The organism is Niallia sp. FSL W8-0177 (assembly GCF_038006285.1).
In the GTDB taxonomy this organism is placed as follows: Bacteria; Bacillota; Bacilli; order Bacillales; family Cytobacillaceae; genus Niallia; species Niallia circulans_A.
Genome location: NZ_JBBOUX010000001.1, coordinates 4,280,001 through 4,302,864, shown reverse-complemented (window position 1 = coordinate 4,302,864; position 22,864 = coordinate 4,280,001). Strand labels below are relative to the sequence as shown.

General features: G+C 36.9%; 24 protein-coding genes and 2 rRNA genes (1 of these 26 running past the window's edge). 2 read left to right on the top strand and 24 right to left on the bottom strand.

From position 1 onward, the window contains the following. Positions 1 to 214: 214 nt before the first annotated feature. The 12 genes from spoVG to metG form a co-directional block, all read right to left on the bottom strand. Complete coding sequence (spoVG, locus tag NST77_RS20905; RefSeq protein WP_026574035.1) at positions 215 to 505, bottom strand: septation regulator SpoVG; 291 nt, start codon at positions 503 to 505, stop codon at positions 215 to 217. Positions 506 to 690: 185 nt separating this feature from the next. Further along, complete coding sequence (locus NST77_RS20900; RefSeq protein ID WP_095333972.1) at positions 691 to 1,065, bottom strand: RidA family protein; 375 nt, start codon at positions 1,063 to 1,065, stop codon at positions 691 to 693. A 20-nt stretch (positions 1,066 to 1,085) separates the two neighbouring features. After that, positions 1,086 to 1,907: a pur operon repressor gene (purR, locus tag NST77_RS20895; RefSeq protein ID WP_095333973.1), complete on the bottom strand. Its 822-nt coding sequence runs from the start codon at positions 1,905 to 1,907 to the stop codon at positions 1,086 to 1,088. A 55-nt stretch (positions 1,908 to 1,962) separates the two neighbouring features. Next, positions 1,963 to 2,832 carry a 4-(cytidine 5'-diphospho)-2-C-methyl-D-erythritol kinase gene (gene ispE, locus NST77_RS20890; protein WP_095334005.1) on the bottom strand — a complete coding sequence of 290 codons (870 nt, stop codon included), beginning with the start codon at positions 2,830 to 2,832 and terminating at the stop codon, positions 1,963 to 1,965. Between the two features lie 418 nt (positions 2,833 to 3,250). Further along, positions 3,251 to 3,433: a small, acid-soluble spore protein, alpha/beta type gene (locus NST77_RS20885; protein WP_341123504.1), complete on the bottom strand. Its 183-nt coding sequence runs from the start codon at positions 3,431 to 3,433 to the stop codon at positions 3,251 to 3,253. Between the two features lie 198 nt (positions 3,434 to 3,631). Next, the gene (veg, locus tag NST77_RS20880; protein WP_016204729.1) at positions 3,632 to 3,895 is read right to left on the bottom strand and encodes a biofilm formation stimulator Veg; all 264 of its coding nucleotides are present in this window, start codon (positions 3,893 to 3,895) and stop codon (positions 3,632 to 3,634) included. A gap of 314 nt (positions 3,896 to 4,209) precedes the next feature. Continuing rightward, the gene (yabG, locus tag NST77_RS20875) at positions 4,210 to 5,094 is read right to left on the bottom strand and encodes a sporulation peptidase YabG (protein ID WP_095333975.1); all 885 of its coding nucleotides are present in this window, start codon (positions 5,092 to 5,094) and stop codon (positions 4,210 to 4,212) included. Positions 5,095 to 5,349: 255 nt separating this feature from the next. After that, positions 5,350 to 6,231 (bottom strand): 16S rRNA (adenine(1518)-N(6)/adenine(1519)-N(6))-dimethyltransferase RsmA, encoded by an 882-nt coding sequence (gene rsmA, locus NST77_RS20870; RefSeq protein ID WP_095333977.1) that lies wholly within the window; start codon positions 6,229 to 6,231, stop codon positions 5,350 to 5,352. After that, the gene (gene rnmV, locus NST77_RS20865) at positions 6,224 to 6,784 is read right to left on the bottom strand and encodes a ribonuclease M5 (protein WP_095333978.1); all 561 of its coding nucleotides are present in this window, start codon (positions 6,782 to 6,784) and stop codon (positions 6,224 to 6,226) included. The genes rsmA and rnmV overlap by 8 nt, the downstream gene beginning before the upstream one ends. Positions 6,785 to 7,049: 265 nt before the next feature. Beyond that, entirely contained in the window at positions 7,050 to 8,231 is a 1,182-nt protein-coding gene (locus NST77_RS20860; protein WP_164463805.1) for a G5 and 3D domain-containing protein, read from the bottom strand. Between the two features lie 237 nt (positions 8,232 to 8,468). Beyond that, the gene (locus tag NST77_RS20855; protein ID WP_095333980.1) at positions 8,469 to 9,236 is read right to left on the bottom strand and encodes a TatD family hydrolase; all 768 of its coding nucleotides are present in this window, start codon (positions 9,234 to 9,236) and stop codon (positions 8,469 to 8,471) included. A gap of 194 nt (positions 9,237 to 9,430) precedes the next feature. Beyond that, positions 9,431 to 11,419, bottom strand: coding sequence for a methionine--tRNA ligase (metG, locus tag NST77_RS20850; RefSeq protein WP_095333982.1), 1,989 nt, complete (start codon positions 11,417 to 11,419; stop codon positions 9,431 to 9,433). Positions 11,420 to 11,887: 468 nt separating this feature from the next. Between metG and NST77_RS20845 the strand changes: the two genes are divergently transcribed. Continuing rightward, positions 11,888 to 12,172, top strand: a complete 285-nt coding sequence (locus NST77_RS20845) for an AbrB/MazE/SpoVT family DNA-binding domain-containing protein (protein WP_341123502.1) — start codon at positions 11,888 to 11,890, stop codon at positions 12,170 to 12,172. A gap of 170 nt (positions 12,173 to 12,342) precedes the next feature. Here the strand turns inward: NST77_RS20845 and rsmI are convergent, their stop codons facing one another. From rsmI to NST77_RS20795, 10 genes are all read right to left on the bottom strand, one after another. Further along, positions 12,343 to 13,206 carry a 16S rRNA (cytidine(1402)-2'-O)-methyltransferase gene (gene rsmI, locus NST77_RS20840; RefSeq protein ID WP_095333984.1) on the bottom strand — a complete coding sequence of 288 codons (864 nt, stop codon included), beginning with the start codon at positions 13,204 to 13,206 and terminating at the stop codon, positions 12,343 to 12,345. Continuing rightward, positions 13,184 to 13,471, bottom strand: a complete 288-nt coding sequence (locus tag NST77_RS20835) for a GIY-YIG nuclease family protein (protein WP_095333986.1) — start codon at positions 13,469 to 13,471, stop codon at positions 13,184 to 13,186. Before NST77_RS20835 ends, rsmI begins: the two co-directional genes overlap by 23 nt. Next, complete coding sequence (locus NST77_RS20830) at positions 13,461 to 14,204, bottom strand: tRNA1(Val) (adenine(37)-N6)-methyltransferase (protein ID WP_095333988.1); 744 nt, start codon at positions 14,202 to 14,204, stop codon at positions 13,461 to 13,463. The genes NST77_RS20835 and NST77_RS20830 overlap by 11 nt, the downstream gene beginning before the upstream one ends. 128 nt (positions 14,205 to 14,332) lie before the next feature. Continuing rightward, positions 14,333 to 14,710 carry a DNA replication initiation control protein YabA gene (yabA, locus tag NST77_RS20825; RefSeq protein ID WP_095333990.1) on the bottom strand — a complete coding sequence of 126 codons (378 nt, stop codon included), beginning with the start codon at positions 14,708 to 14,710 and terminating at the stop codon, positions 14,333 to 14,335. A 12-nt stretch (positions 14,711 to 14,722) separates the two neighbouring features. After that, positions 14,723 to 15,550 carry a PSP1 domain-containing protein gene (locus NST77_RS20820; RefSeq protein WP_095333991.1) on the bottom strand — a complete coding sequence of 276 codons (828 nt, stop codon included), beginning with the start codon at positions 15,548 to 15,550 and terminating at the stop codon, positions 14,723 to 14,725. Beyond that, positions 15,543 to 16,550 (bottom strand): DNA polymerase III subunit delta', encoded by a 1,008-nt coding sequence (holB, locus tag NST77_RS20815; RefSeq protein WP_095333993.1) that lies wholly within the window; start codon positions 16,548 to 16,550, stop codon positions 15,543 to 15,545. The genes NST77_RS20820 and holB overlap by 8 nt, the downstream gene beginning before the upstream one ends. Positions 16,551 to 16,607: 57 nt before the next feature. Further along, positions 16,608 to 16,865, bottom strand: a complete 258-nt coding sequence (locus tag NST77_RS20810; protein ID WP_123258659.1) for a YaaR family protein — start codon at positions 16,863 to 16,865, stop codon at positions 16,608 to 16,610. Positions 16,866 to 17,118: 253 nt separating this feature from the next. Next, complete coding sequence (locus NST77_RS20805; RefSeq protein ID WP_016204713.1) at positions 17,119 to 17,448, bottom strand: cyclic-di-AMP receptor; 330 nt, start codon at positions 17,446 to 17,448, stop codon at positions 17,119 to 17,121. Positions 17,449 to 17,619: 171 nt separating this feature from the next. Further along, positions 17,620 to 18,249, bottom strand: coding sequence for a dTMP kinase (gene tmk / locus NST77_RS20800; RefSeq protein WP_095333995.1), 630 nt, complete (start codon positions 18,247 to 18,249; stop codon positions 17,620 to 17,622). A gap of 20 nt (positions 18,250 to 18,269) precedes the next feature. Beyond that, the gene (locus NST77_RS20795) at positions 18,270 to 19,706 is read right to left on the bottom strand and encodes an aminotransferase class I/II-fold pyridoxal phosphate-dependent enzyme (protein ID WP_095333997.1); all 1,437 of its coding nucleotides are present in this window, start codon (positions 19,704 to 19,706) and stop codon (positions 18,270 to 18,272) included. A 257-nt stretch (positions 19,707 to 19,963) separates the two neighbouring features. Here NST77_RS20795 and NST77_RS20790 point away from each other — a divergent pair, with 257 nt between their 5' ends. Further along, the gene (locus tag NST77_RS20790; RefSeq protein ID WP_095333999.1) at positions 19,964 to 20,167 is read left to right on the top strand and encodes a sigma factor G inhibitor Gin; all 204 of its coding nucleotides are present in this window, start codon (positions 19,964 to 19,966) and stop codon (positions 20,165 to 20,167) included. Between the two features lie 49 nt (positions 20,168 to 20,216). Here NST77_RS20790 and rrf read toward each other — a convergent pair. Together rrf and NST77_RS20780 are read right to left on the bottom strand one after the other, a co-directional pair. Beyond that, positions 20,217 to 20,333: ribosomal RNA gene (gene rrf, locus NST77_RS20785) — 5S ribosomal RNA — on the bottom strand. Between the two features lie 116 nt (positions 20,334 to 20,449). After that, a 23S ribosomal RNA gene (locus tag NST77_RS20780) occupies positions 20,450 to 22,864 on the bottom strand; it runs 521 nt beyond the window's last position.

The following is a 22,864-nucleotide window of genomic DNA, read 5'->3' as shown; positions in this document are numbered from 1 at the left end:
GCTTCTTTATAAAAGCTGTTTATTAATTGTAACATTTTCCTTTTTTATACGGAGAACTACTTCCAACAACCATGAAAAATAAAAAAAACTTATCTCTTTTATGATACTAGAAGAACAAATTGTTTTCATTGGAAAATCAAGGGGTAAATAGGAGAGAAATAGGAATAAAAAAAGAGCCTTACTCTTAGGAAGTAGGCTCTAGCTGCAGATTATTTTAGGAAGCTCCAGCTTCTTCAAATTCAATTTCTAATTCACCCAGGCGGTGGTATTCTGCCAAAACTGCTTCCTGGATTTTTCCTCTTGTACCAGAGTTAATTGGATGAGCGATATCCCTAAACTCACCATCTGGAGTTCGTTTACTTGGCATCGCTACAAATAGTCCATTATTTCCGTCAATTACCCTAATATCGTGAACAACAAATTCATTATCTAGTGTAATAGAGGCAATAGCTCTCATACGTCCATCCGTGTTAACTCGGCGTAGCCTTACATCAGTTACTTCCATCCTGTTCACCACCTTTACTAGAAGATAAAATCTAGTTATTAAATTCAACAGAATTCTCATAACTCCTTCTTTAAAGATGAAATTTTTTAGAATATTTAGGAATAAAATAAAGAAAAAGTGCCTAAAAGTGATAAAATCTTCTGTTTTTCCACTTAATCTCCGACTATCTTCCTTTATGAAGTAACTTATTTACAAAGTGCGATAACTTCGATTTCAACTAATACATCCTTAGGAAGTCTAGCTACTTCTACACATGAACGAGCGGGCTTATGTGTAGAGAAATATTCTCCATATACTTCATTGATTGCTTGAAAGTCTTCCATATTTTTAATAAACACCGTTGCCTTCACAACCGTTTCAAAGGATGCTCCTGCCTCTTTAAGGACGGCTGCTAAATTTTTGAATACTTGATGTGTCTGTGTCTGCACGTCTCCCTCTACTAAGGTACCTTCTGCAGTTAAAGGAATTTGACCAGAACTGAAAAATAAATTATTCACAATAATCCCTTGAGAATACGGTCCGATAGCTGCTGGTGCGTTACTTGTTTGAACAACTTTCATTTGTCTTTTCCCCCTAAGAGTTACTTTTTGTCGAAATAATTACCATTTTCCACAGAAATTTTCTTTTCTTTTACATCAACACCGGATAATTTTACTAGTGATAAATAATCATCCACTAGTCTTTCCTCTGCTTCCTCTGCTTCTACTAATACTGCGATTCCTGCAACGCTTGCATTGAATTCCTCTAATAGACTAATCATACCATTGATGGTACCGCCAGCTTTCATAAAGTCATCCACAATCAATACTTTTGAGCCATCTTCTAAACTTCTTTTAGAAAGCAGCATCGTTTGGATTCTTTTTGTAGAACCAGAAACATAATTAATACTCACCGTGGAGCCTTCTGTTACTTTACTGTCTCTTCTAACCATAACTACCGGAACATTTAAATAAGTTCCAACTGCATATGCCAAAGGAATCCCTTTAGTAGCAACTGTCATGACCACATCAATATCCGTATCAGCAAAAGCAGAGGCAAACAGTCTTCCCACTTTTTGCATGATAGTCGTATTTCCCAGAATATCATTCATGTATAGATATCCGCCGGGCAAAAGCCTTTCTGGACTTTTTATCAAATCACAAAGCTCCTCAACAAATGGTTTCGCTGCTTCATCACTGACTTTTACTTGATACTTTACTCCACCGGCTGCTCCTGGCAATGTATGTAAAGTCCCTATTCCTCTTTGCTCAAATGTTTCTTTAACAATAGCCAAATCTTCACTGATTGAAGACTTGGCTGCACCGTACTTTTCTGCAAAGTAAGAAAGAGATACTAACTGCCTAGGATGCTCCAGCAAGTAATTCGTCATGTCTATTAAACGCTCACTACGACGAAATTTCATAACTGAACCCCCAAAATCCGAATATTTAAAGACAATTTTACATTATTATACGGATTTAATCAAGAGTATGTCGTTGCCCAATCATTCGAACCGCAAATACTTGATCACAAAATCCTCTCAAACCATTGTAAACCCGATTCATCCTTGAATCATGTTGAATCAATCCAAAAACAGTGGGTCCACTTCCGCTCATAAGAACAGCATCTGCACCAAATTTGCAAATTTGTTCTTTAATTTGAGCAACCTCTGGGTATAAGGATAGAGTAACATTCTCTAACACATTCCCAACGCTATTACACATAAGATCATAATCTTTCGCTGAAATGGACTCAATCATTTTCTCCGTATTGGGATGCTCAATTGTCTCAATATCTAGTCTTTTATAAATATCAGCTGTTGATACACCAATAAATGGTTTTGCTAAAATAACCCAGCACACTGGTGGCGCAGGCAACTCCTTAATGATTTCCCCTCTTCCAGTTGCAAGGGCAGTGCCCCCATAGACGCAAAAAGACACATCAGACCCAATTTCAGCTCCAATGACAGCTAATTCATCTAATGTTAATCCTAAATCCCATAACTTATTTAAACCGCGTAATACTGCCGCTGCATCGCTGCTTCCTCCAGCAAGACCTGCTGCAACAGGAATATGTTTCTCAATTTTAATTTCTACGCCTTTTTTCACATCAAACTTTTCCTTTAATATACTTGCTGCCTGATAAGCAAGATTTCTTTGGTCATCAGGAACAAACCTATTAAGAGAAACTATTTTTATTACATCGTTATCTAACAATGCTAGCTCAATTCTATCTGCTAAATCAATTGTCGTCATAATCATTTCTACTTCATGATACCCATCTGGTCTCTTATGAAGCACATCTAATGACAAATTGATTTTAGCTGGCGCTTTCACCAAAAGCTTCAATATTTCCACCCACTTAACAATTTCATCATTTACTTTTTTCTCCAACTAACGAAAGAGGATTTTCCTTAAAGGAGATAATAATAGTAGGCTAGACGAACTTTATCTTACCCTTATTCCGTGCCTAACAAGCTTTATGCTCATCTAATCTTCTATATAGATATAGTGATTTTACCACAAATTATTCTCTTACATACAATTGAGATTGTGTTTTCCTATAATTTATCAACAATTGAGGTGAGCTCTTACTCCCCATCATCCTTGAATAAAAAAAGAATCTATCATTAACTCCTTATATCTATACTATTTAATCGATAATATAGATATACGCTAATGATAGATTCTATAAATTGCCGTGGGTAAATCCAATTTGATTATCGTACAAATAAGATGGACGTAAAGTGAATTTCGAAGTTACACATTACTCTTTATTTTGAGTAAGAAGACTTTGCTCTGCTATTTCTATTGCCCTTTTGACCATATTCCCTGCGTCTCTTGCACGAATACCGCCCCAGCCCTCTTTCTGGACTACATCATAGAAACCAAGCTTTTTTGCTAATTCTTCCTTCAATCCTTCAGACATAATTCCTTTTCGTCTACCCAAAGTGAATCTCTCCTTTCATCACCCACGGTAAGCTTAGTATGTATCCATCACTAGTTTTTCATGTTATCTATTTGTTGCCAAAACATATGCTTATTTATACATCTGCAATCATCTTTATTTGCAAATCATTATTTTTCTCCATGAAAAAAGCAGCAAACAAATTGTTCACTGCCGCTTAATGCTTTCAAGCAATAATAGTTAGCTTAAAGCAATTTGTCCTGATGTATCCTCGAAGAAGGTAATTTGAACCGTTTCTGTTAAAACATCTGCATAGCTGTATGATACACGTTCAAATGCATTTTCATCCTGATCTAACTCCACTACAAACACAGATGGATAAGTCTCTGCTAATACTCCTGAACGTTCAATTGTCTTCCGACGACCGCCATTTGCCTTCAGCATAAGTCTTTTTCCTAAATTTGAATCAAGAGCTTTTTTTATATCTGATAATGTTTTTGCCATTCGGTCCACCTCACTGTGTAAAGTATATCATACTGACACAACAGAGTCAAATAAAAACATAAATTATAACAGTCTTTTTTAGAAGTTGTCAATATTTTTTATTCTTATTTTTCTCCAATTTTTCAACAAAGATAGTTTGCACAAAGTGAGCATAAATATGTAGAAAATTTCAATTTTTTTCAACTACTTATATCTTTCAAAGGAAATAAAGCATCTTCTAGCTAAAAACACACAGAATCCAGATAGCCCACCATTTATTAAAGGGTAAAAGCATACCTTATCCTGTGTGTAATATTTAAATGCTTCTGTCTTTGTTACACCTCTTCCGCCGAATCTACATGATATGGCATGCCTGTTCGCAGTACTCCCTTTGTTTCAATTCCACCTAGTCCCTTTTCACCCGTTAATGTATTCCTTAAAACATCCCAAACGTTTACCCTTTCCATAAAAGGTGTAAAGCTTATCTTGGCAACGATATAAACTGGATCAAGGGCATGAATATTTACTCTTGAGGGGGAACTTGCAAAATTAGCTCCTGCATAAATAAGGGATTCAAAGTGGGATTGACAAGCACCAGCAAAAATAACTAACTGATCCAGATTAGGAAGCTTCTTTCTCGCCTCTCTGACGGTCTGTACAAAGTATTTAGAGTGTCGGTATGCATTAATATCACTTTTGTCTCCTAGTGCTTTAGAATAAGCATCATGACCTGTTATAACCAGTATATCAGGGCGATAGTAATCCAAAAGACTGCCTATTTTACTTGGCATCTCTTTTTCATTGCAGTGCACTCCATTGACGGGTATCCCAATTTTTTCGTATAAAGTGAGACACTTTTTCAAATAGTTGGGATCTCCATCAATATGGAGTACTTTACCCGGTAATTGAAAATAGTTAGAAGGCTTGCTATAAGCTTCTGTTACTTGATACTCCTGCTTTCTTCGCAAAAGATTCACATCTTGTCGAAATAATTGGAGAGATTGTTCCTCCATTAACTGAACCTTTTGGGAAATTTTTCGTTGCATCGGTTGATTAATTAATACTAAATCCTCATATGGAGCATCTGCAATCAAGCGAAAATCTTCTCCATAAAGAATGGCAATTTTTTGGCCATTTACCTCTTTCATGTCAATTATTCGAAACAATAAATCACATTGATAAGACTCTCTACCGACGATATCCATGATATTTATAGTCACTCTTGTCACTCCAATTAACCCAAACTTGTTTCTCCTGAGTGGATATTATTATTCAATATCTATCTCTGATAAATTATGCATACGTCTATAAAGTTGTGAGCAATTCGAAAAAGAAGAATGAGAACATCGGCTGCTCCCCTTTCCTAACAACAACCTTTACCAAATAAAACATCATATAAAAAGGTGCACAGAAAGCTTCCTCTTCCTTGATATTTTTTAGGAAAAGCAATTAATCTGTACACCTATTTATCATCATTATTTTCCAAACGTTTCATAAAGTATGTCACTGAGCTTCGCGAACTCTTCAATAGATAATGATTCTCCGCGTCTAGAAGGCTCAATTTCCGCTTGTTCCAGCGCTTCTATGATTTCTGCCTTCTTTTCTTTTCCACCCTCTAATTGGCTCGATAAGTTATTGAGAATCGTTTTTCTTCTTTGTGCAAAGCTGGCTCTTGTTATTTGAAAGAAAAATGCTTCATTTTTCACTACAACAGACGGTGTTTCTCTAATCGTAAGACGAATAACAGCTGAATCCACATTTGGTTGAGGGACAAAAACAGTTTTTGGTACAATCATAACCACTTCTGGTTTTGTATAATACTGAATGGCAATTGAAAGAGAACCATATTCCTTCGTTCCTGGCTTCGCTGAAATTCGTTCTGCCACTTCTTTTTGTAGCATTACCACAATGCCTCTTAAAGGTAACTTTTCTTCTAGTATCTTCATAATAATCGGCGTTGTAACATAATAAGGTAAATTAGCAACAAGCATAATATCCTTGATATCTTTAAACTCTGTGTCTAACATTTCCTTAACATTTGCCTTTAAAATATCCTGGTGGATAATTTTTGCGTGAGGATATGGTTCAAGTGTCTCTTTTAAAATCGGTAATAGACGTTGATCAATCTCATACGCTACAACCTTTTTGCTCCGCTTTGCTAATTGTTCTGTTAATGCGCCAATTCCAGGGCCAACCTCAATTGCACCTGAATCTTCTGTTAACTGCGCATGATCCACAATATTTCTCAAAATGTTTGTATCAATTAAAAAGTTCTGTCCTAAGCTTTTCTTAAAGGAAAAACCATATTTATCTAGTATTGCTCTTGTCCTTGCGGGTGTTGCTATATCTTTATACATGCTTATCCTCCTGGCGTATTTCCTTAATCGCTTGTGCAAACTCTGCCTTTGTAATATGAAACATCAATAATCGTTTATAGAGCTGTTTTCCATTTGTATACCCAATTTTAAGCAGCTTACCTAACTGTTCTCTTCGCTCCTTAGAATCAGCACCGCCAATTAAGCCCGCATCAATTAAATCTTCCTTTGTAATTTCTTCCTTTATTGTTTCTTGCATCAGATGTGCTTCTTTTAATGCTTCTCTAATTACTTCTACTGATGCATGTTCCACCCCAACACCTTTACCATGCTTATGGATAGCAAGCTCCTTCGGAATAAAGGCATGCTTGCATTCAGGAACATGCATTTCAATTGTATGACGAATTTTTTGACCTGGATAGTCTGGATCTGTCAAAACAATAACTCCTCTTGTTTTTTGGGCTAGCTTTATTTTATCCAATGTCTCTTGATTAATAGCTGAACCGTTTGTTTCAATTGTATCTGCATCTACCGCTCGCTTAATAGCGGTAGTATCATCTCGACCTTCCACTACTATTATTTCTTTAATCTTCATGGAACCTCCAAAAAAATATTTAAAATTTGAAAAAAAAATGAAACATAATTGTAACATGAATCGTCTATATATACAGAGAGAAAGAAATGTTTTAATTATTATCATTATAGCTAATATTTATGTTTAAACAAATGGCTGATTCATTGCAATTTAATTAACAAGTGATGAAACATAAAAAAGGACAGAGGAGATGCTCCCTCTGCCAAATTAGCTAACTTTCTATCATCTGATATTGGATGATAAATTGTCGAGATTTCTATTTTACCTAATTAATTATTTTTATCTTAACTTGCCTGTTACCCCAACGGTAAGCTTCGGCTTTTGTGGAAAAGAAAACATCAATTTTCTGCCCTTTTACACTTCCGCCAGTATCGGCAGCAACAGCGTAGCCATAGCCTTCCACATAAACTTTTGTTCCTAATGGGATAAAACTTGGGTCGACAGCAATTACTTTTGCATTAGGATTAGCTTTCAGATCAATTCCAGTAGCCGTTCGGCCAGAACATCCATTACAGCTAGCAGTATATGCTGTTGAATTGACGAACACTTCTTGCCCACGTTCTTCACCACGGGATGCAAGTTGAATGACTTCGTCTTTTGTTCCAACAGAGACAATTTTATCCTGCTTTTCTTTTACTGTTGTTTCACTTAGCAATTTTCGGGAAATCTCTTTGCCATTTTCCTTCGTCACTTCATACTTTTTAGAGACCACTCCTTCAGTTCCCTCTTTAAGTACTTTTTCTGTTCCGTGTGGAAGATCATCGTCCTTTTGGGTGATTACGGCAAAATTAATCGGTTGTTCCACTACATCGGTGACCTTTTCTATTCTTGTTATATTAACAATAGCTTCTTCTTTCACTTTTTCCTTTAGAGCTGGTTCAACTCGGTCTAATTTATCAAGTGAGATCTCCTGTTGTGTTAAAAAGTCAGCGACCGTAGTCGAAGTGGACCATACTTGCTTTTTCTTTCCTGCGTCTACTAGCGTTACTGGAAATGCTGTATGTACGACAACGTCCATTTTATGTTCTATAGGGTTATTTTCTTTCTGATTGATCTGGTCGTGCTCGTTCAAAGAAATTTTTTGTTCTTCTAAAAACTCCTTAACAGTATCTACTGTTGTCCAAACCGTTTTCTTCTCGTCGTCTTTTTGCAATTCAACCTGTTTAGCTTTTTTCCAGACAACTTCTAGGTTATCTGTCACCTTTGTGTTTAACGAGGGAAACACATAATCTTTTGAACCGACGGTAATATCTAAATCATCAAATATTTGTTGTATAGTAGATGAGTGCGTCTCGATGATTTGTTCTTTACCATTTAGCGTTAGTGCCACAGTACTTTTAGTAGTTTCATAAATTATAAATCCAATACTACTCGCAAAAACGATGAAACTAGCTAAAAAGATAGACACTTTCTTCTTGCTCAAAGATTTTGAAAACAGGTTTTTCATGTTTTTGATTACGATGAAAAACGCCTCCTTTTCTCTCGGAGTGATTATATAGAGTATCATGTCCGCTGTCAACCCTTTAGAATCTTTGAACGTATATCCTATTATGCAAAAAAAACAAGCGAAAGGAAAGAAAGAAATCTCGACATAATTAGTCTATGAGAAAAGGAAGCAATGTAGAACGATTAAAAATAAGAGGAAGTTCGGACAAGCTCTTTCTTCATTCGACAAAAATCTTTATCAGTTTATGCCGAATAATTTTTTTGCGTTTTCTGTTGTTTTTGACGCCACCTCTTCGTAGGAAATCCCTTTTATAGCAGCAATCTCTTCTGCTACTAGTTTTACATAACTAGGTTCATTGCGTTTTCCTCTAAAAGGGGTCGGTGCTAAATATGGGCAGTCCGTTTCGATTAATAAATGATCTAACGAAATGGCTTCTGCAACTTCCTTTGGCTTTCGTGCATTTTTAAAAGTAACCGTTCCACCAAGCGAAATATAAAAATTCATATTTATACATTCAAGCGCAGTTTCTACACTTCCTCCATAACAATGCATAATCCCGCCTACCTCTTTTGCATCCTCTTCTTTTAAGATTTCAACAATATCAGCAGTCGCTTCACGATTATGAATAATTATCGGAAGTTTTACTTTTTTTGCTAATTGAATTTGCTTTCTAAACACTTCTTTTTGAATATCTTTTGGCGATTTATCCCAATGATAATCTAGTCCCATTTCTCCTATTGCAATGACTTTTGGATGCTTTGCCAATTCTTCAATCCAAACCAAATCTTCATCTACCATATCGATAGCATCTACAGGATGCCACCCTATGCTTGCGTAAACAAAATCATACTGCTCAATAAGCTCCATCGCCTTTGTAATAGTAGGTCTATCAAACCCAACCACTACCATTTTTTCCATTCCTACATCGAGTGCTCGTTGTATCACTTCTTCTATATCATCTTGAAACTCATTTGCATTAATATGTGTATGTGTATCAAATAACATGATAAACATCCCTCCATCATCTGTTAAATATATTTACACTTTATTTTCTCAGACCGTTCTATCCTTGCCACCACAGTCTTAATGAAAGAAGAAAAAACATAGAGATGATTAAAATATGGAGTTTTCTCGCCCATTCCCATTAAAGATCTTGGCGATTTCCCCAATTAAAACATCTCCATGTTTTTCCTATCATTTTATTTTACTTTTGCTCCAAGTGGTAAAGCCTCTGCGATTGTCGCAAGAGACAATTCGCCGTCATGACTTCCAGCTAAAATCATTCCTTGAGAAAGTTCGCCTCTTAATTTAACTGGTTTTAAATTTGTTACACAAATAACCTTTCGTCCTACCAAGTCTTCAGGAGAATAATATTTAGCAATTCCAGAAACTACTTGTCTTTTCTCATAACCAAGATCCAATTGTAACTTCAATAACTTGTCTGCTTTTTTCACAGGTTCAGCTTCCAGCACTTGTGCTACACGTAAATCTACCTTCATAAAGTCATCTATTGTGATTTCCTCTACGTCCGGAACTTCTTGAACCTCTTGTTTCGTTTCTTCTTCCTTTTGAGGTCCCTTCATTTCGCTCTTAATAAATTCCACTTCTTCTTGGATATCTAATCTAGGGAAAATAGGATCTCCCTTCTCTACTATAGTACCCGCAGGGATTATGCCAAAACGTTCCAAGCTGTCCCATGTCTGTAAGGATTCATCTTGTATGTTCAACTGTTTAAAAATTTTATCAGGTGTTCTTGTTAAGAATGGTTTTAACATAATTGCGATTCTTCTTAAAGATTCTGCTAAGTGATTCATCACAACTGCTAATTCTTCTGTCTTTTCCTCTTTCGCTAATACCCATGGCTGTGTTTCATCGATATATTTATTATTTCTGCTGACTAATTGCCATAACGTTGTTAGTACAACGGAGAACTCCATATTTTCCATATGCTCCGCATATTTCTTAACCGTTTCTTGATGTGCTTCCACAAGTGACTTTTCAAAAGTTCCCTCTGAATTTTTATAGGTAGGAATTTCACCATTAAAGTACTTATTAATCATCGCCACTGTACGATTTAATAAGTTCCCTAAGTCATTCGCTAAATCAAAGTTCACTCTCTCTACAAACGCTTCTGGAGTAAACACACCATCAGAACCAAATGGTACTTCTCTTAATAAATAATAACGAAGAGCATCTAATCCATAACGATCAATTAACGTCACTGGATTAACCACATTTCCTTTTGATTTAGACATTTTACCATCTTTCATTAGAATCCAGCCATGTGCAAAGACTTTCTTAGGCAATGGTAGATCTAATGCCATAAGCATGATTGGCCAATATATCGTGTGAAAACGAACAATTTCTTTCCCAACTAAATGTACATTTGCTGGCCAGAACTTTTTGTATAATGTTTCATCGTCAGAGCCATACCCTAGCGCAGTAATATAATTGGAAAGGGCATCGATCCATACATACACAACATGCTTCGGATCCCCTGGCACTTTAATTCCCCAATCAAAAGTCGTTCTTGAGACTGCTAAATCTTCCAATCCTGGTTTGATAAAGTTATTAATCATCTCGTTCTTGCGAGATTCTGGTTGGATAAATTCTGGATTTTCCTCGTAAAATGCTAACAAGCGATCTGCATATTTCCCCATTCTAAAGAAATATGATTCCTCTTTTACTAGTTCAACGGCATGACCACTGTCGGGGCTTTTCCCTCCAATTACTTTGCCATGTTCATCATAAATAGGATCAACTAACTGTAGTTCTGTATAATACGTTTCATCAGAAACAGAATACCATCCTTGATATTCATCTAAATAAATATCTCCTTGATCCACTAATTTCCTAAACATTTTTTCGACAACATCCGTATGTCGTTTTTCTGTTGTACGGATAAAATCATCATAGGAAATATCAAGCTTATCCCATAATTCCTTTATTCCTGCTACAATTTCATCTACATACTGAATAGGTGTAATTCCTGCTTCTTCTGCTTTGCGCTGAATTTTTTGCCCATGTTCATCCGTTCCAGTTAAGTAACGAACTTCATATCCTCTCATTCTTTTATAACGAGCCATTGCATCTCCAGCAACTGTTGTGTAGGCATGCCCAATATGTAAATTGCCACTTGGATAATAGATTGGCGTAGTAATATAAAAAGTTTTTTCTTGATCCTTCACTTAGTTTCCTCCTATGTATATGTATATAATATGTACCTTTAGTAAAATAACTGCTATTACTATTGTAACCATTCTTCTTTTTTATCGAAACAAAAAAGTATAAGAACATTTATAAACCGCATAATTATTGCCATTTTTCCTTTTATCCCATCAAAATATACCTAAAAATAATTAGTAATGCAACAGCGATGTTTTGGAAGAAAAAATGACAAATAAAAATGTTGTTTTTTGTCGAAAAAATAACAAAAATAGAACGAAAATACTATACCAATTTATCCCATCCTATGTTTATTTATCATTTCATACTCCAGAAAAGCCTACTTTAATAAGGTTTTTTAAAATACATTTATTTCAAAATAAATAATTGACGTTTATGGGAATGGCTGGTATTATAATAAACATACAAAGAAATTTGTCGAAAATTAGCGAAAAAAATATAAATACTTACTTTTGGGAGGAGAAAAGAAAATGAAATCTACAGGTATTGTTCGTAAAGTTGATGAATTAGGTCGTGTGGTAATTCCAATCGAATTAAGACGTACATTAGGAATTGCGGAAAAGGATGCTCTAGAAATTTATGTAGATGATGAAAAAATCATCTTAAAAAAATATAAACCAAACATGACTTGCCAAGTTACTGGAGAAGTATCAGATGATAATCTATCTTTAGCTGGTGGTAAATTAATTCTTAGCCGTGAAGGTGCAGAGCAATTAATCGCGGAAATTAAAAGCAATTTTGAACTTACAAAATAAGAATAAAGTTAGAAATGTGTAAGTACATCACTCTTTATTTATTCATAGTTTCTTGAATGAATAAATAAGAAAAGCTTATTCGTTCTTTTTTATAAACTAAAGGACTGCCGCCTTAAAGGGGAACACCATCATATTTTTGATGTTCCGATTTAAGGCAGCAGCCCTTTTTCTTATTGAATATGGTATTCTTGGTAAATGTCTCTTTTTTGCATTTCTCTATCTAATGCAGTCTTTTTAATTGCTTCTTTTACCGTAATTCCCTCTTTTTCCACATAGTGATCTACATGTTGAACAATAGATAAGTCTTCCCACCAATTATTGTCTTCCGTTTGTAATTCTCCTTGTTCGATAACTAAACAGAACTCTCCTCTTATTTCTTCTGATTGAGACCAAGCAATTGCCTCCTCTAGAGTTCCACGAATAAATTCCTCATATAACTTTGTCAACTCTCTACATAATGTGATCTTTCTATTACCGAGAATTTCCCTTATTAAAACCAATGTTTCTTTTAAACGATGCGGGGATTCATATAAGAGCAACGTACCTGGAACACTCTTTAGGAAAAGCAACTCCTTCTTCTTCTCCTTCTTTTGACGATTAAGGAAACCATAAAAGTAGAAAGGATGTGTCGGAAGTCCCGAAGCAATCAGAGCTGTTAATGCTGCATTTGCTCCTGGAAGAGGAATAACTGGGATTTCTTGATTAATAGCATTCATAGCTAGCTCATATCCTGGATCTGCAATGGTTGGCATTCCCGCATCGCTTACTAATGCGATTATTTTATCCTCTTTCAAAGCTTGTATTAGCTTTTGACCACTAGTCTCTTTATTATGTTCATGATAGCTGACTACTGGAGTTGCAATTTCAAAATAATTACATAGTTTTTTTGTATTACGCGTATCCTCTGCAGCAATAATATCTGCCTCTTTCAAAATTCTAATTGCTCGAAAACTCATATCTTCTAAATTCCCGATAGGAGTAGGGACTAAATACAGCGCTCCCCTTTTTTCTTTAAAGCTTTTTTGTTGTTTCATTTCCTTCACCTACTTCCTTCCATAAAAACTTTTCCTTCTTCTTTCTATCTAACTGTTTAAAAGCATACTCTGCTTTCATGGCCTCTTGTTTTGTCTGAAATTCCTCATAGTAAATAACAGATACCGGTAAACGCCCTCTTGTATACTTTGCCCCTTTGCCATCATTATGCGTTTTTACTCGCTTTTGAAGATCATTTGTATAACCAGCATAATAGCTGCCATCCTTACACTTTAATACATAAAAATAATGATTCTTATTTTCCATACAGTATTCTGCTCATTTCCTCTGTATAATTGTTGCCATCTTTATAAACAAATAACGGAGGGAGAACTTTTAAGTCTGGTTTCCCATCTTTTATTGCTTCAACTAATAAAATATTCGCTTCTTTACCTTCTTTTGGATAGACAAATCGGATTCGCTTTGGTTCCAATCGATTCTCCCTCATAAATGTAATGATATCTAATAGCCTGCCAGGTCGATGAACAAAAGCTACTTTTCCACCTTGTTTAACCAATTGACTAGATATACTAATTGTATCCTCAAGTGTACAGAGAATCTCATGCCTAGCTATAGCAAGATGCTCATTACCATTAATCTCTGCCATTGAGTTCGTCTTCTTAAAGTAGGGAGGATTACACGTCACTGCGTCATACTTCTCATACCCAAGTAAACTAGGAGCATCCTTAATATCACCATGAATCATTTTTATTTTTTGTTCTAAATGATTATACTGAATGCTTCTATTTGCCATATCATATAATCTTTCTTGTATTTCTACTCCTACAATATCTCCCTCTGTTCGAAGTGACAAAAAGAGTGGAATTACTCCATTCCCACTACATAAATCAACAATTGCCCCCCTCTTCAAAGGAATAGAGACAAAATCCGCTAATAATACTGCATCTAATGAGAAAGAAAAAACAGATGGACTTTGAATAATTCTTAATCGTTCATCCAGCAAATAATCTAATCTTTCATCTCCAATTAATGGAACCACTCTTTTTTTACCTCCATCTTTCCTATTCCTGCATAGAAAAAGAGATGTCTCAAGAAGAAGAGTCATCCCCTGACAATACATTGATTGTATTGCTTACATACTCGGGCAATAATTTCTTTGAGACATCCTTATTTTTTATTAAGAAACGATAAACAAAAAAGACAATCTCCATCTTTTCGAGGACTTCCAAAATGAAGATTACAAATATGAAAACCTTCTTGATATAGTCTTGCCAGGTTGTCATACCCTTCCCCTATATCAATATTTTTTTCCTCCATCGTCTTACCTTGTTTTATGTTCCTTCTTTTATTTTTATCCTGTTTCGAATCTTTTTCTCTTGGTATATCCTCTAAGTGCCTTCTTAGATTTTCATTTTCTAGCTGCAGCCTATTATTCTCTTCAATAAGCTCAGCTACATGCTGTTTAAGATCACCTAATTGCTTATACAAATTACCAATTTGACTTTCCATATTTATTACTGATTCAAAAACTTCTTTTTTATCCACTCTTCCACCTCATTAATCTGTGGATTGAACTGAAACAGCATCCTCTTGCAGTATCTCATCTAATGTATATTCAAGCACTCGTTCTTGTTCAGAAATTTCCACTTGGAGTACACGTTCTAAAATATTTAAACCAACAACTTTTCCCTTTCCATCCGGTGTATTAATCCAATCACCTAAGTCTGGTAAAAGTTCCTTGGCAGCTTCATAATCGTCATTCTCATATTTTAAACAACACATTAATCGTCCGCATAATCCGGAAATTTTCGTTGGGTTTAAGGAAAGGTTTTGGTCTTTTGCCATCTTAATAGATACTGGTTCGAAATCCCCTAAGAATGTCGAACAGCATAACATTCTTCCACAAGGACCAATTCCACCTAGCATTTTAGCTTCATCTCTTACACCAATCTGACGAAGTTCAATTCTTGTTCGAAAAATGGAAGCTAAATCTTTTACCAATTCCCTAAAGTCTACTCGACCATCAGCGGTAAAATAAAAAATAATTTTATTACGGTCAAATGTATATTCTACATCCACTAATTTCATATCTAATTCATGTAGCGTAACTTTCTCACAACAAACATCATATGCCTCTTTTGCTGCAACCTTGTTTTCGGCTACAATCATTTGATCTTTATGATCCGCAATTCTTAATACTTTTTTCAAGGGTAAAACAACATCGTTTTCATCTACTTTTTTCGGTCCAATAACTACTCTCCCGAATTCTACACCTCGAACAGTTTCGACGATGACGAAGTCTCCCTTTTGAATGATTAATTCATTTGGATCAAAATAATATATTTTTCCAGCTTTTTTAAAGCGGATTCCTACAACATCATACAACTGAAGATCCCTCCTGCAGCTCTAGCACCAGCTGCTCCATCAATAACTGTGGATTCATATTCCCCTGCAGCTTTCGCTTTGCTTCAAAAATAGCTGTCATTTGTTCCGTTAAGCGCCTGTTAGAAGTTCTTAAAGCATAAGTCTCTAATCGTCCCTTTTCGCTAACGTATACAATCTGATCGTGCTTGCCAAGCTGTATATATAATAAATCTTTATAAAGCAGCAATAATAAATCGAGTCCTCTATCAAACTGATCCTTTTCCTTAAAATGAGAAAACCAGTCCCTTTGAAGAGCTACTAATGCTTCTAAAGGAGCTCCTTTAAGAGCCTCATATAATTTTACCACTATTTTTTGCGCTTGTACAAACCATTCATCCGTACTAAGTGTCAATGCCTCTTCAAAATTATTGGTAATTTGCGCAAGTAAAGGGGCTTCATTTGGTTTTATTCCATTTCTTACTAGTTCTTTAGCCATTTCATTTGGGGATAATGGTGTAAAGGAAAGGACCTGACACCGAGACAAAATAGTCGGCAATATTTGCTGAATTTGTTCTGTTATTAGAATGGCCGTTGTTTCTGCATTTGGTTCCTCTAAAAATTTCAGTAAACTATTAGCCGCATTTGTAGTCATTTTATCTGCATGAACAAGAATATACACCTTTTGCTTTGACTCTACTCCAGTCTTGGAAAACTCTTCTTGTAGGCTTTGTATTTGATGCTTCTTTATGGATAATCCATCTGGCTCAAGTAAATGCACATCAGGATGGTTACCATTATTTATCCGCTTGCAATTTGAACATGTTTCACATGGAACATATCCATCTATAGTATTTTCACATAAAATGCTCTTAGTGAGAACTAGACTTATTTCCCGTTTACCAGTTCCCTTCATTCCTTCAAAAAGATATGCATGAGCTAATCTCTCTTTTTTCAAGCTGTTTTTTAGCATTTTTAAAACAATGGGTTGTGTCTGTTCAAGCTGTTCCCACGTCCTTGTCAAGACAATCACTCCATTTACGTATATATATTAATTAGTAAACCTTTAATTTCACCAATTTTATCTAAGATATTTATGCCATTTTTTCTCAGTCGCAATTACTTCTTCTGTTAATTCTACTAACTTATCATCAATTACCTGTACAACACGCAAGTCTCTCCCTTGGCCAAACTGATCCCACGAGTTGTCTTTTTTTACTTTCATCCCTAATTCAACAGCTTCTTTTACAAACTGTTTAACAAGAGATTTATATTTTGTTAAGTCTTTTAAATTTTGGGATCGCCCTAACCTATTGCCAATATCATCGATGTTCTTCATCAATTTTGAAGCTGATCGACCTTTAATTTCTCATTTTGTTGTTGGACATATCCCTGAAATTTAGAGTCCCTAGACTACCTTTTGTTTCTAATCTATTCCCTTCCAGATTGATTCGAATGTCTTTATTAATCTTCATATTCTTCCTCCTGAAGAACGATCTACTACTTGTTAGCAAAAAGATCTGCTCTCACTTTTAACTTTTATCATTTAACCATGAAAGTACATCGGTAACAGAAGTTAACCGATGTACAGCTTAAAATTGTTTAAATTGCTCTACAGGTAATACAAAGACTGTTGCTCCACCAACTTCCACTTCTACTGGATAAGGGACATAAGAATCTGCATTTCCTCCCATTGGCGATACAGGTGCTACTAATTGGTCTCTTGATTGACAATTTTCTTTAATGATTTGCAGTGCTTTTTCCACACGTATATCTTCCGTTCCTATCATAAAGGTGGTATTTCCAGATTTCAAGAATCCGCCAGTACTCGCAAGCTTTGTTGCTCTAAAATTATTTTCAACTAGTGCATTAAGTAATTTGTTACTATCTTTATCTTGAATGACTGTTAGAATTAATTTCATTTTATCCCGCCCCTTATTATAGTTTCCGAATGATTTTATAACTTGTTCCTATTATAGCAATAAATATAAAAACAAACAGCTGAAAGGAAAATAATTCTTTGAAAGCCTATCTATTTTTTGTTTGTTATCACTATATGCATAATACCCTAATATATAATTAGCAACGCACTTCTACTTTAAAAAACGATTAATAATATCCACTGTATCCTCCAAAACCTGTTCTAGTGGTTTCGATGCATCTACTTTTATTATTCTCTCTGGAAATTTCTCTATTACCTTAGAATAGCCTTCTTGTACTCTTTCATGGAATTCAATCGTTTCTAAATCCAAACGGTTAATTTCTCTATCACTCGTATTATTAATTCTTGCTAAACCAACCCTTGGATCTAAATCAAAATAAATGGTTAGTTCAGGCATGATATCTCCAATTGCAAATTGATTAATTTTCCAAATTTCATCCATATCAATTCCTCTTGCATACCCTTGATATGCCAATGAACTATCAATAAAGCGATCACATAATACAATTGCTCCGCCGTTTAAAGCTGGAACGACCTTCTCTACTAAATGCTGTCTTCTAGCAGCTGCATATAGTAACGCTTCTGTCCGAGCATCCATTTCAATATGCTTAGGATCTAATATAATATTTCTAATTTTTTCTGAAATAGGAATTCCACCTGGTTCCCTAGTCTTTATAATCTGTAGTTCTTTTTCTTGATAATAATTTAACAACATATCGATAACGGTTGTCTTTCCCGCTCCTTCTGGTCCTTCTAATGTAATAAAGAGCCCTTTTGTCACCTTATTGTCCTCCTAAGTTGTCATTTCTTAAAAATTGTAATTCTATTTTTATAAATAGATGGACTTCCTTGAAATCTTGCTCCATCCTTTAATAAGTTCGTTATTTGTTTAATATGATAGTTCGTTATCTCCTCTCCAGGCATTAAAATAGGAATTCCTGGAGGATATGGAATAATTGTTTCTGCACAAACTGCATGTAAAGCTTCACTTAATGAAACTTCTACCTTACTTCGTATTGCTTGTTCTTTTTCACTAAGTTTTAATTCTACTATATCCTGACGCTTTTTTATAGATTCAACTGTCTCACTCTGTGAAGAATAAGCATGTGTATGTTTAAGAAGTGCCCTTTTTATTTTATAAATAACCTTTTCTAATGGGTAAGAGATTCCTTTCTTTAACAATGGAAAGACAAATAATATATTATTTGAATCAGCTAACTCCGTATAAATGCCCTCTTTTTCTAATTCTTTTTGTAATTCGAATCCGCTTCTATTTTCTGTTGATTGAATAGTAATTTTTAAAGGATCTCCATCATAAGGATAATTTAGTACATTTAGCTGGGGTATTGTATGAAGTTGTTCCCGAAAAAGTGTAAGCATCGTATGTAGGTATTCCCAATCCTCCATGCTATAGTTTGCTATATAATGCCTAGCCTTATCTAGAGAGGCCATAATAAGATAAGATGGACTGCTGGACTGTAAAATGTCTAAGTAATGTTTAACATCCTCTTGTTGAACGAATGCTGTATTATAATGTAAATAAGCACCCATTGTTAATGCAGGAAGCGTCTTATGTGCTGATTGAACAACTATATCTGCACCTAACTCAACTGCTGAAGGTGGAAAATGTGGGTTTCCTTTAAAATGTGCTCCATGCGCTTCATCTACTAATACACAAATGCCATTAGCATGGGCTAAGTCAATAATCTCCTGTAAATTTCCAACCATTCCATAATAATTAGGAGAAGTTAAAATAAGCTTTTTGACTTCTGGGAATCGTGCAATTGCCTGTTCAATTGTTTTTTTTGAAAGGACAGTATCGACTTTCCAATCTTCCTCATAATCAGGGCTAAGTAAAATAGGCTCTGCCTTTGCTAACTTTATTCCATTCATAATTGATTTATGGCTATTCCTTTGTACAAATACTTTGTCACCCTCTGTTAAGGCCGCTAATATCATTGCTAAATTCCCAACAGTACTTCCATTTACAAGAAAATAACTTTTCTTAACTCCATAAAAATCTGTTAGTAATTTTTCTGCATCTGCAATAACACCTGTTGGTGCATGTAAATCATCTAAGCCATTGAGCTCTGTCACATCAAAATTCCATAAGGGTCCTTTCCACTCCTCTTCCGAAGAAATTAATTCCCCATTCTTATGACCAGGTACATGAAAAGAAATATTATTTTTCGACTGGAATTGCAACAGTTTAGAATATAACGGTGTGTTTTCTTGCAATAGTATTCCTCTTTTCTTTTTTCACTCTATTTATTTTATCACTTTTTCTTCATAGGAAGTAATTTACGTTTCCTTCTTTCCATTTTCTTATCTAAGTATTTCAGATAATATAAATCCCTTATCCACCCATATTGGGCTATATTATCAATCCCCCTTTAGTCTTTCCTATTTTGTAGTATTTTAGTTTAGTAGTTTTTAAGAATAAAGGTATGAGTGATTACTAAAATGGATAGAATAATGTCTATGGAGGTGGAGAAATGGGGAAATATCAATCAAGTAGAGCAGAAGCCTGTCTCATATGTGAAGAACATAAATTAGAAGGTATTCATCTATTCGAATCCTTTATATGTATGGATTGCGAAAGAGAGATTGTTAATACGAAAACAAATGATCCCAAATATCTATTTTTTGTTCATCAAATGAGAAAAGCACGAACTCTTCAGGAAAGACGGCAAGCTTAGATATAAATAAAAAACAAGCATCTAATGAATAGATGCTTGTTTCCTTATTGCCTGGCGACGTCCTACTCTCACAGGGGGAGAACCCCCAACTACCATCGGCGCTGAGAAGCTTAACTTCCGTGTTCGGTATGGGAACGGGTGTGACCTTCTCGCTATCGCCACCAGACTTATTTATTTAGAGAATTATTCTCTCAAAACTAAACCATTTAGAAGTATTCCAATTTGCCAAGTAATCATTTTGTCCAGCTCCAACGCCATAAACAGGCATTTCCGCTTTTCATTTTAGTTAAGTCCTCGATCTATTAGTATCAGTCAGCTCCACATGTCGCCATGCTTCCACCTCTGACCTATCAACCTGATCATCTTTCAGGGATCTTACTAGCTTGCGCTATGGGAAATCTCATCTTGAGGGGGGCTTCATGCTTAGATGCTTTCAGCACTTATCCCTTCCGCACATAGCTACCCAGCGATGCCTTTGGCAAGACAACTGGTACACCAGCGGTGCGTCCATCCCGGTCCTCTCGTACTAAGGACAGCTCCTCTCAAATTTCCTACGCCCACGACGGATAGGGACCGAACTGTCTCACGACGTTCTGAACCCAGCTCGCGTACCGCTTTAATGGGCGAACAGCCCAACCCTTGGGACCGACTACAGCCCCAGGATGCGATGAGCCGACATCGAGGTGCCAAACCTCCCCGTCGATGTGGACTCTTGGGGGAGATAAGCCTGTTATCCCCGGGGTAGCTTTTATCCGTTGAGCGATGGCCCTTCCATGCGGAACCACCGGATCACTAAGCCCGACTTTCGTCCCTGCTCGACTTGTAGGTCTCGCAGTCAAGCTCCCTTGTGCCTTTACACTCTACGAATGATTTCCAACCATTCTGAGGGAACCTTTGGGCGCCTCCGTTACTTTTTAGGAGGCGACCGCCCCAGTCAAACTGCCCACCTGACACTGTCTCCCACCCCGATCAGGGGTGCGGGTTAGAATGTCAATACAGCCAGGGTAGTATCCCACCAATGCCTCCACCGAAGCTAGCGCTCCGGCTTCCAAGGCTCCTACCTATCCTGTACAAGCTGTACCAAAATTCAATATCAGGCTGCAGTAAAGCTCCACGGGGTCTTTCCGTCCTGTCGCGGGTAACCTGCATCTTCACAGGTACTATAATTTCACCGAGTCTCTCGTTGAGACAGTGCCCAGATCGTTACACCTTTCGTGCGGGTCGGAACTTACCCGACAAGGAATTTCGCTACCTTAGGACCGTTATAGTTACGGCCGCCGTTTACTGGGGCTTCAATTCAGAGCTTCGCACTAACGTGCTAACCCCTCCTCTTAACCTTCCAGCACCGGGCAGGTGTCAGCCCCTATACTTCGCCTTGCGGCTTCGCAGAGACCTGTGTTTTTGCTAAACAGTCGCCTGGGCCTATTCACTGCGGCTCTCGCAGGCTTGCACCCGCAAGAGCACCCCTTCTCCCGAAGTTACGGGGTCATTTTGCCGAGTTCCTTAACGAGAGTTCTCTCGCTCACCTTAGGATTCTCTCCTCGCCTACCTGTGTCGGTTTGCGGTACGGGCACCCTAAATCTCGCTAGAGGCTTTTCTTGGCAGTGTGGAATCAGGAACTTCGGTACTATATTTCCCTCGCCGTCACAGCTCCGCTTATGTGGTAATGGGATTTGCCTCATTACCAGCCTAACTGCTTGGACGTGCTAATCCAACAGCACGCTTACCCTATCCTCCTGCGTCCCCCCATTGCTCAAACGATTTAAAGGTGGTACAGGAATATCAACCTGTTGTCCATCGCCTACGCTTTTCAGCCTCGGCTTAGGTCCCGACTAACCCTGAGCGGACGAGCCTTCCTCAGGAAACCTTAGGCATTCGGTGGATGAGATTCTCACTCATCTTTCGCTACTCATACCGGCATTCTCACTTCTAAGCGCTCCACCAGTCCTTACGGTCTAGCTTCAACGCCCTTAGAACGCTCTCCTACCACTGACATCAAAGATGTCAATCCACAGCTTCGGTGATACGTTTAGCCCCGGTACATTTTCGGCGCAGAGTCACTCGACCAGTGAGCTATTACGCACTCTTTAAATGGTGGCTGCTTCTAAGCCAACATCCTGGTTGTCTAAGCAACTCCACATCCTTTTCCACTTAACGTATACTTTGGGACCTTAGCTGGTGGTCTGGGCTGTTTCCCTCTTGACCACGGATCTTATCACTCGTAGTCTGACTCCCAAGAATAAGTATTTGGCATTCGGAGTTTGTCTGAATTCGGTAACCCGATGGGGGCCCCTAGTCCAAACAGTGCTCTACCTCCAATACTCTAAATCTTGAGGCTAGCCCTAAAGCTATTTCGGAGAGAACCAGCTATCTCCAAGTTCGATTGGAATTTCTCCGCTACCCACACCTCATCCCCGCACTTTTCAACGTGCGTGGGTTCGGGCCTCCATCCAGTGTTACCTGGACTTCACCCTGGACATGGGTAGATCACCTGGTTTCGGGTCTACAACCACATACTATTTCGCCCTATTCAGACTCGCTTTCGCTGCGGCTCCGTCTCTTCAACTTAACCTCGCATGTAATCGTAACTCGCCGGTTCATTCTACAAAAGGCACGCTATCACCCATAAAAGGGCTCTAACTACTTGTAGGCACACGGTTTCAGGATCTATTTCACTCCCCTTCCGGGGTGCTTTTC

Coding starts and splice junctions, on each gene's coding strand:
- NST77_RS20805 (WP_016204713.1), bottom strand. CDS start 17,448: ATGAAATTAATTCTAACAGTCATTCAAGATAAAGATAGTAACAAATTA.
- rsmI (WP_095333984.1), bottom strand. CDS start 13,206: ATGAAACAACAAAAAAGCTTTAAAGAAAAAAGGGGAGCGCTGTATTTA.
- NST77_RS20900 (WP_095333972.1), bottom strand. CDS start 1,065: ATGAAAGTTGTTCAAACAAGTAACGCACCAGCAGCTATCGGACCGTAT.
- NST77_RS20855 (WP_095333980.1), bottom strand. CDS start 9,236: ATGTTATTTGATACACATACACATATTAATGCAAATGAGTTTCAAGAT.
- purR (WP_095333973.1), bottom strand. CDS start 1,907: ATGAAATTTCGTCGTAGTGAGCGTTTAATAGACATGACGAATTACTTG.
- rsmA (WP_095333977.1), bottom strand. CDS start 6,231: ATGTATAAAGATATAGCAACACCCGCAAGGACAAGAGCAATACTAGAT.
- NST77_RS20860 (WP_164463805.1), bottom strand. CDS start 8,231: ATGAAAAACCTGTTTTCAAAATCTTTGAGCAAGAAGAAAGTGTCTATC.
- NST77_RS20835 (WP_095333986.1), bottom strand. CDS start 13,471: ATGGAAAATAAGAATCATTATTTTTATGTATTAAAGTGTAAGGATGGC.
- spoVG (WP_026574035.1), bottom strand. CDS start 505: ATGGAAGTAACTGATGTAAGGCTACGCCGAGTTAACACGGATGGACGT.
- veg (WP_016204729.1), bottom strand. CDS start 3,895: ATGGCAAAAACATTATCAGATATAAAAAAAGCTCTTGATTCAAATTTA.
- NST77_RS20790 (WP_095333999.1), top strand. CDS start 19,964: ATGGGGAAATATCAATCAAGTAGAGCAGAAGCCTGTCTCATATGTGAA.
- rnmV (WP_095333978.1), bottom strand. CDS start 6,784: ATGAAGATTAAAGAAATAATAGTAGTGGAAGGTCGAGATGATACTACC.
- NST77_RS20845 (WP_341123502.1), top strand. CDS start 11,888: ATGAAATCTACAGGTATTGTTCGTAAAGTTGATGAATTAGGTCGTGTG.
- NST77_RS20810 (WP_123258659.1), bottom strand. CDS start 16,865: ATGAAGAACATCGATGATATTGGCAATAGGTTAGGGCGATCCCAAAAT.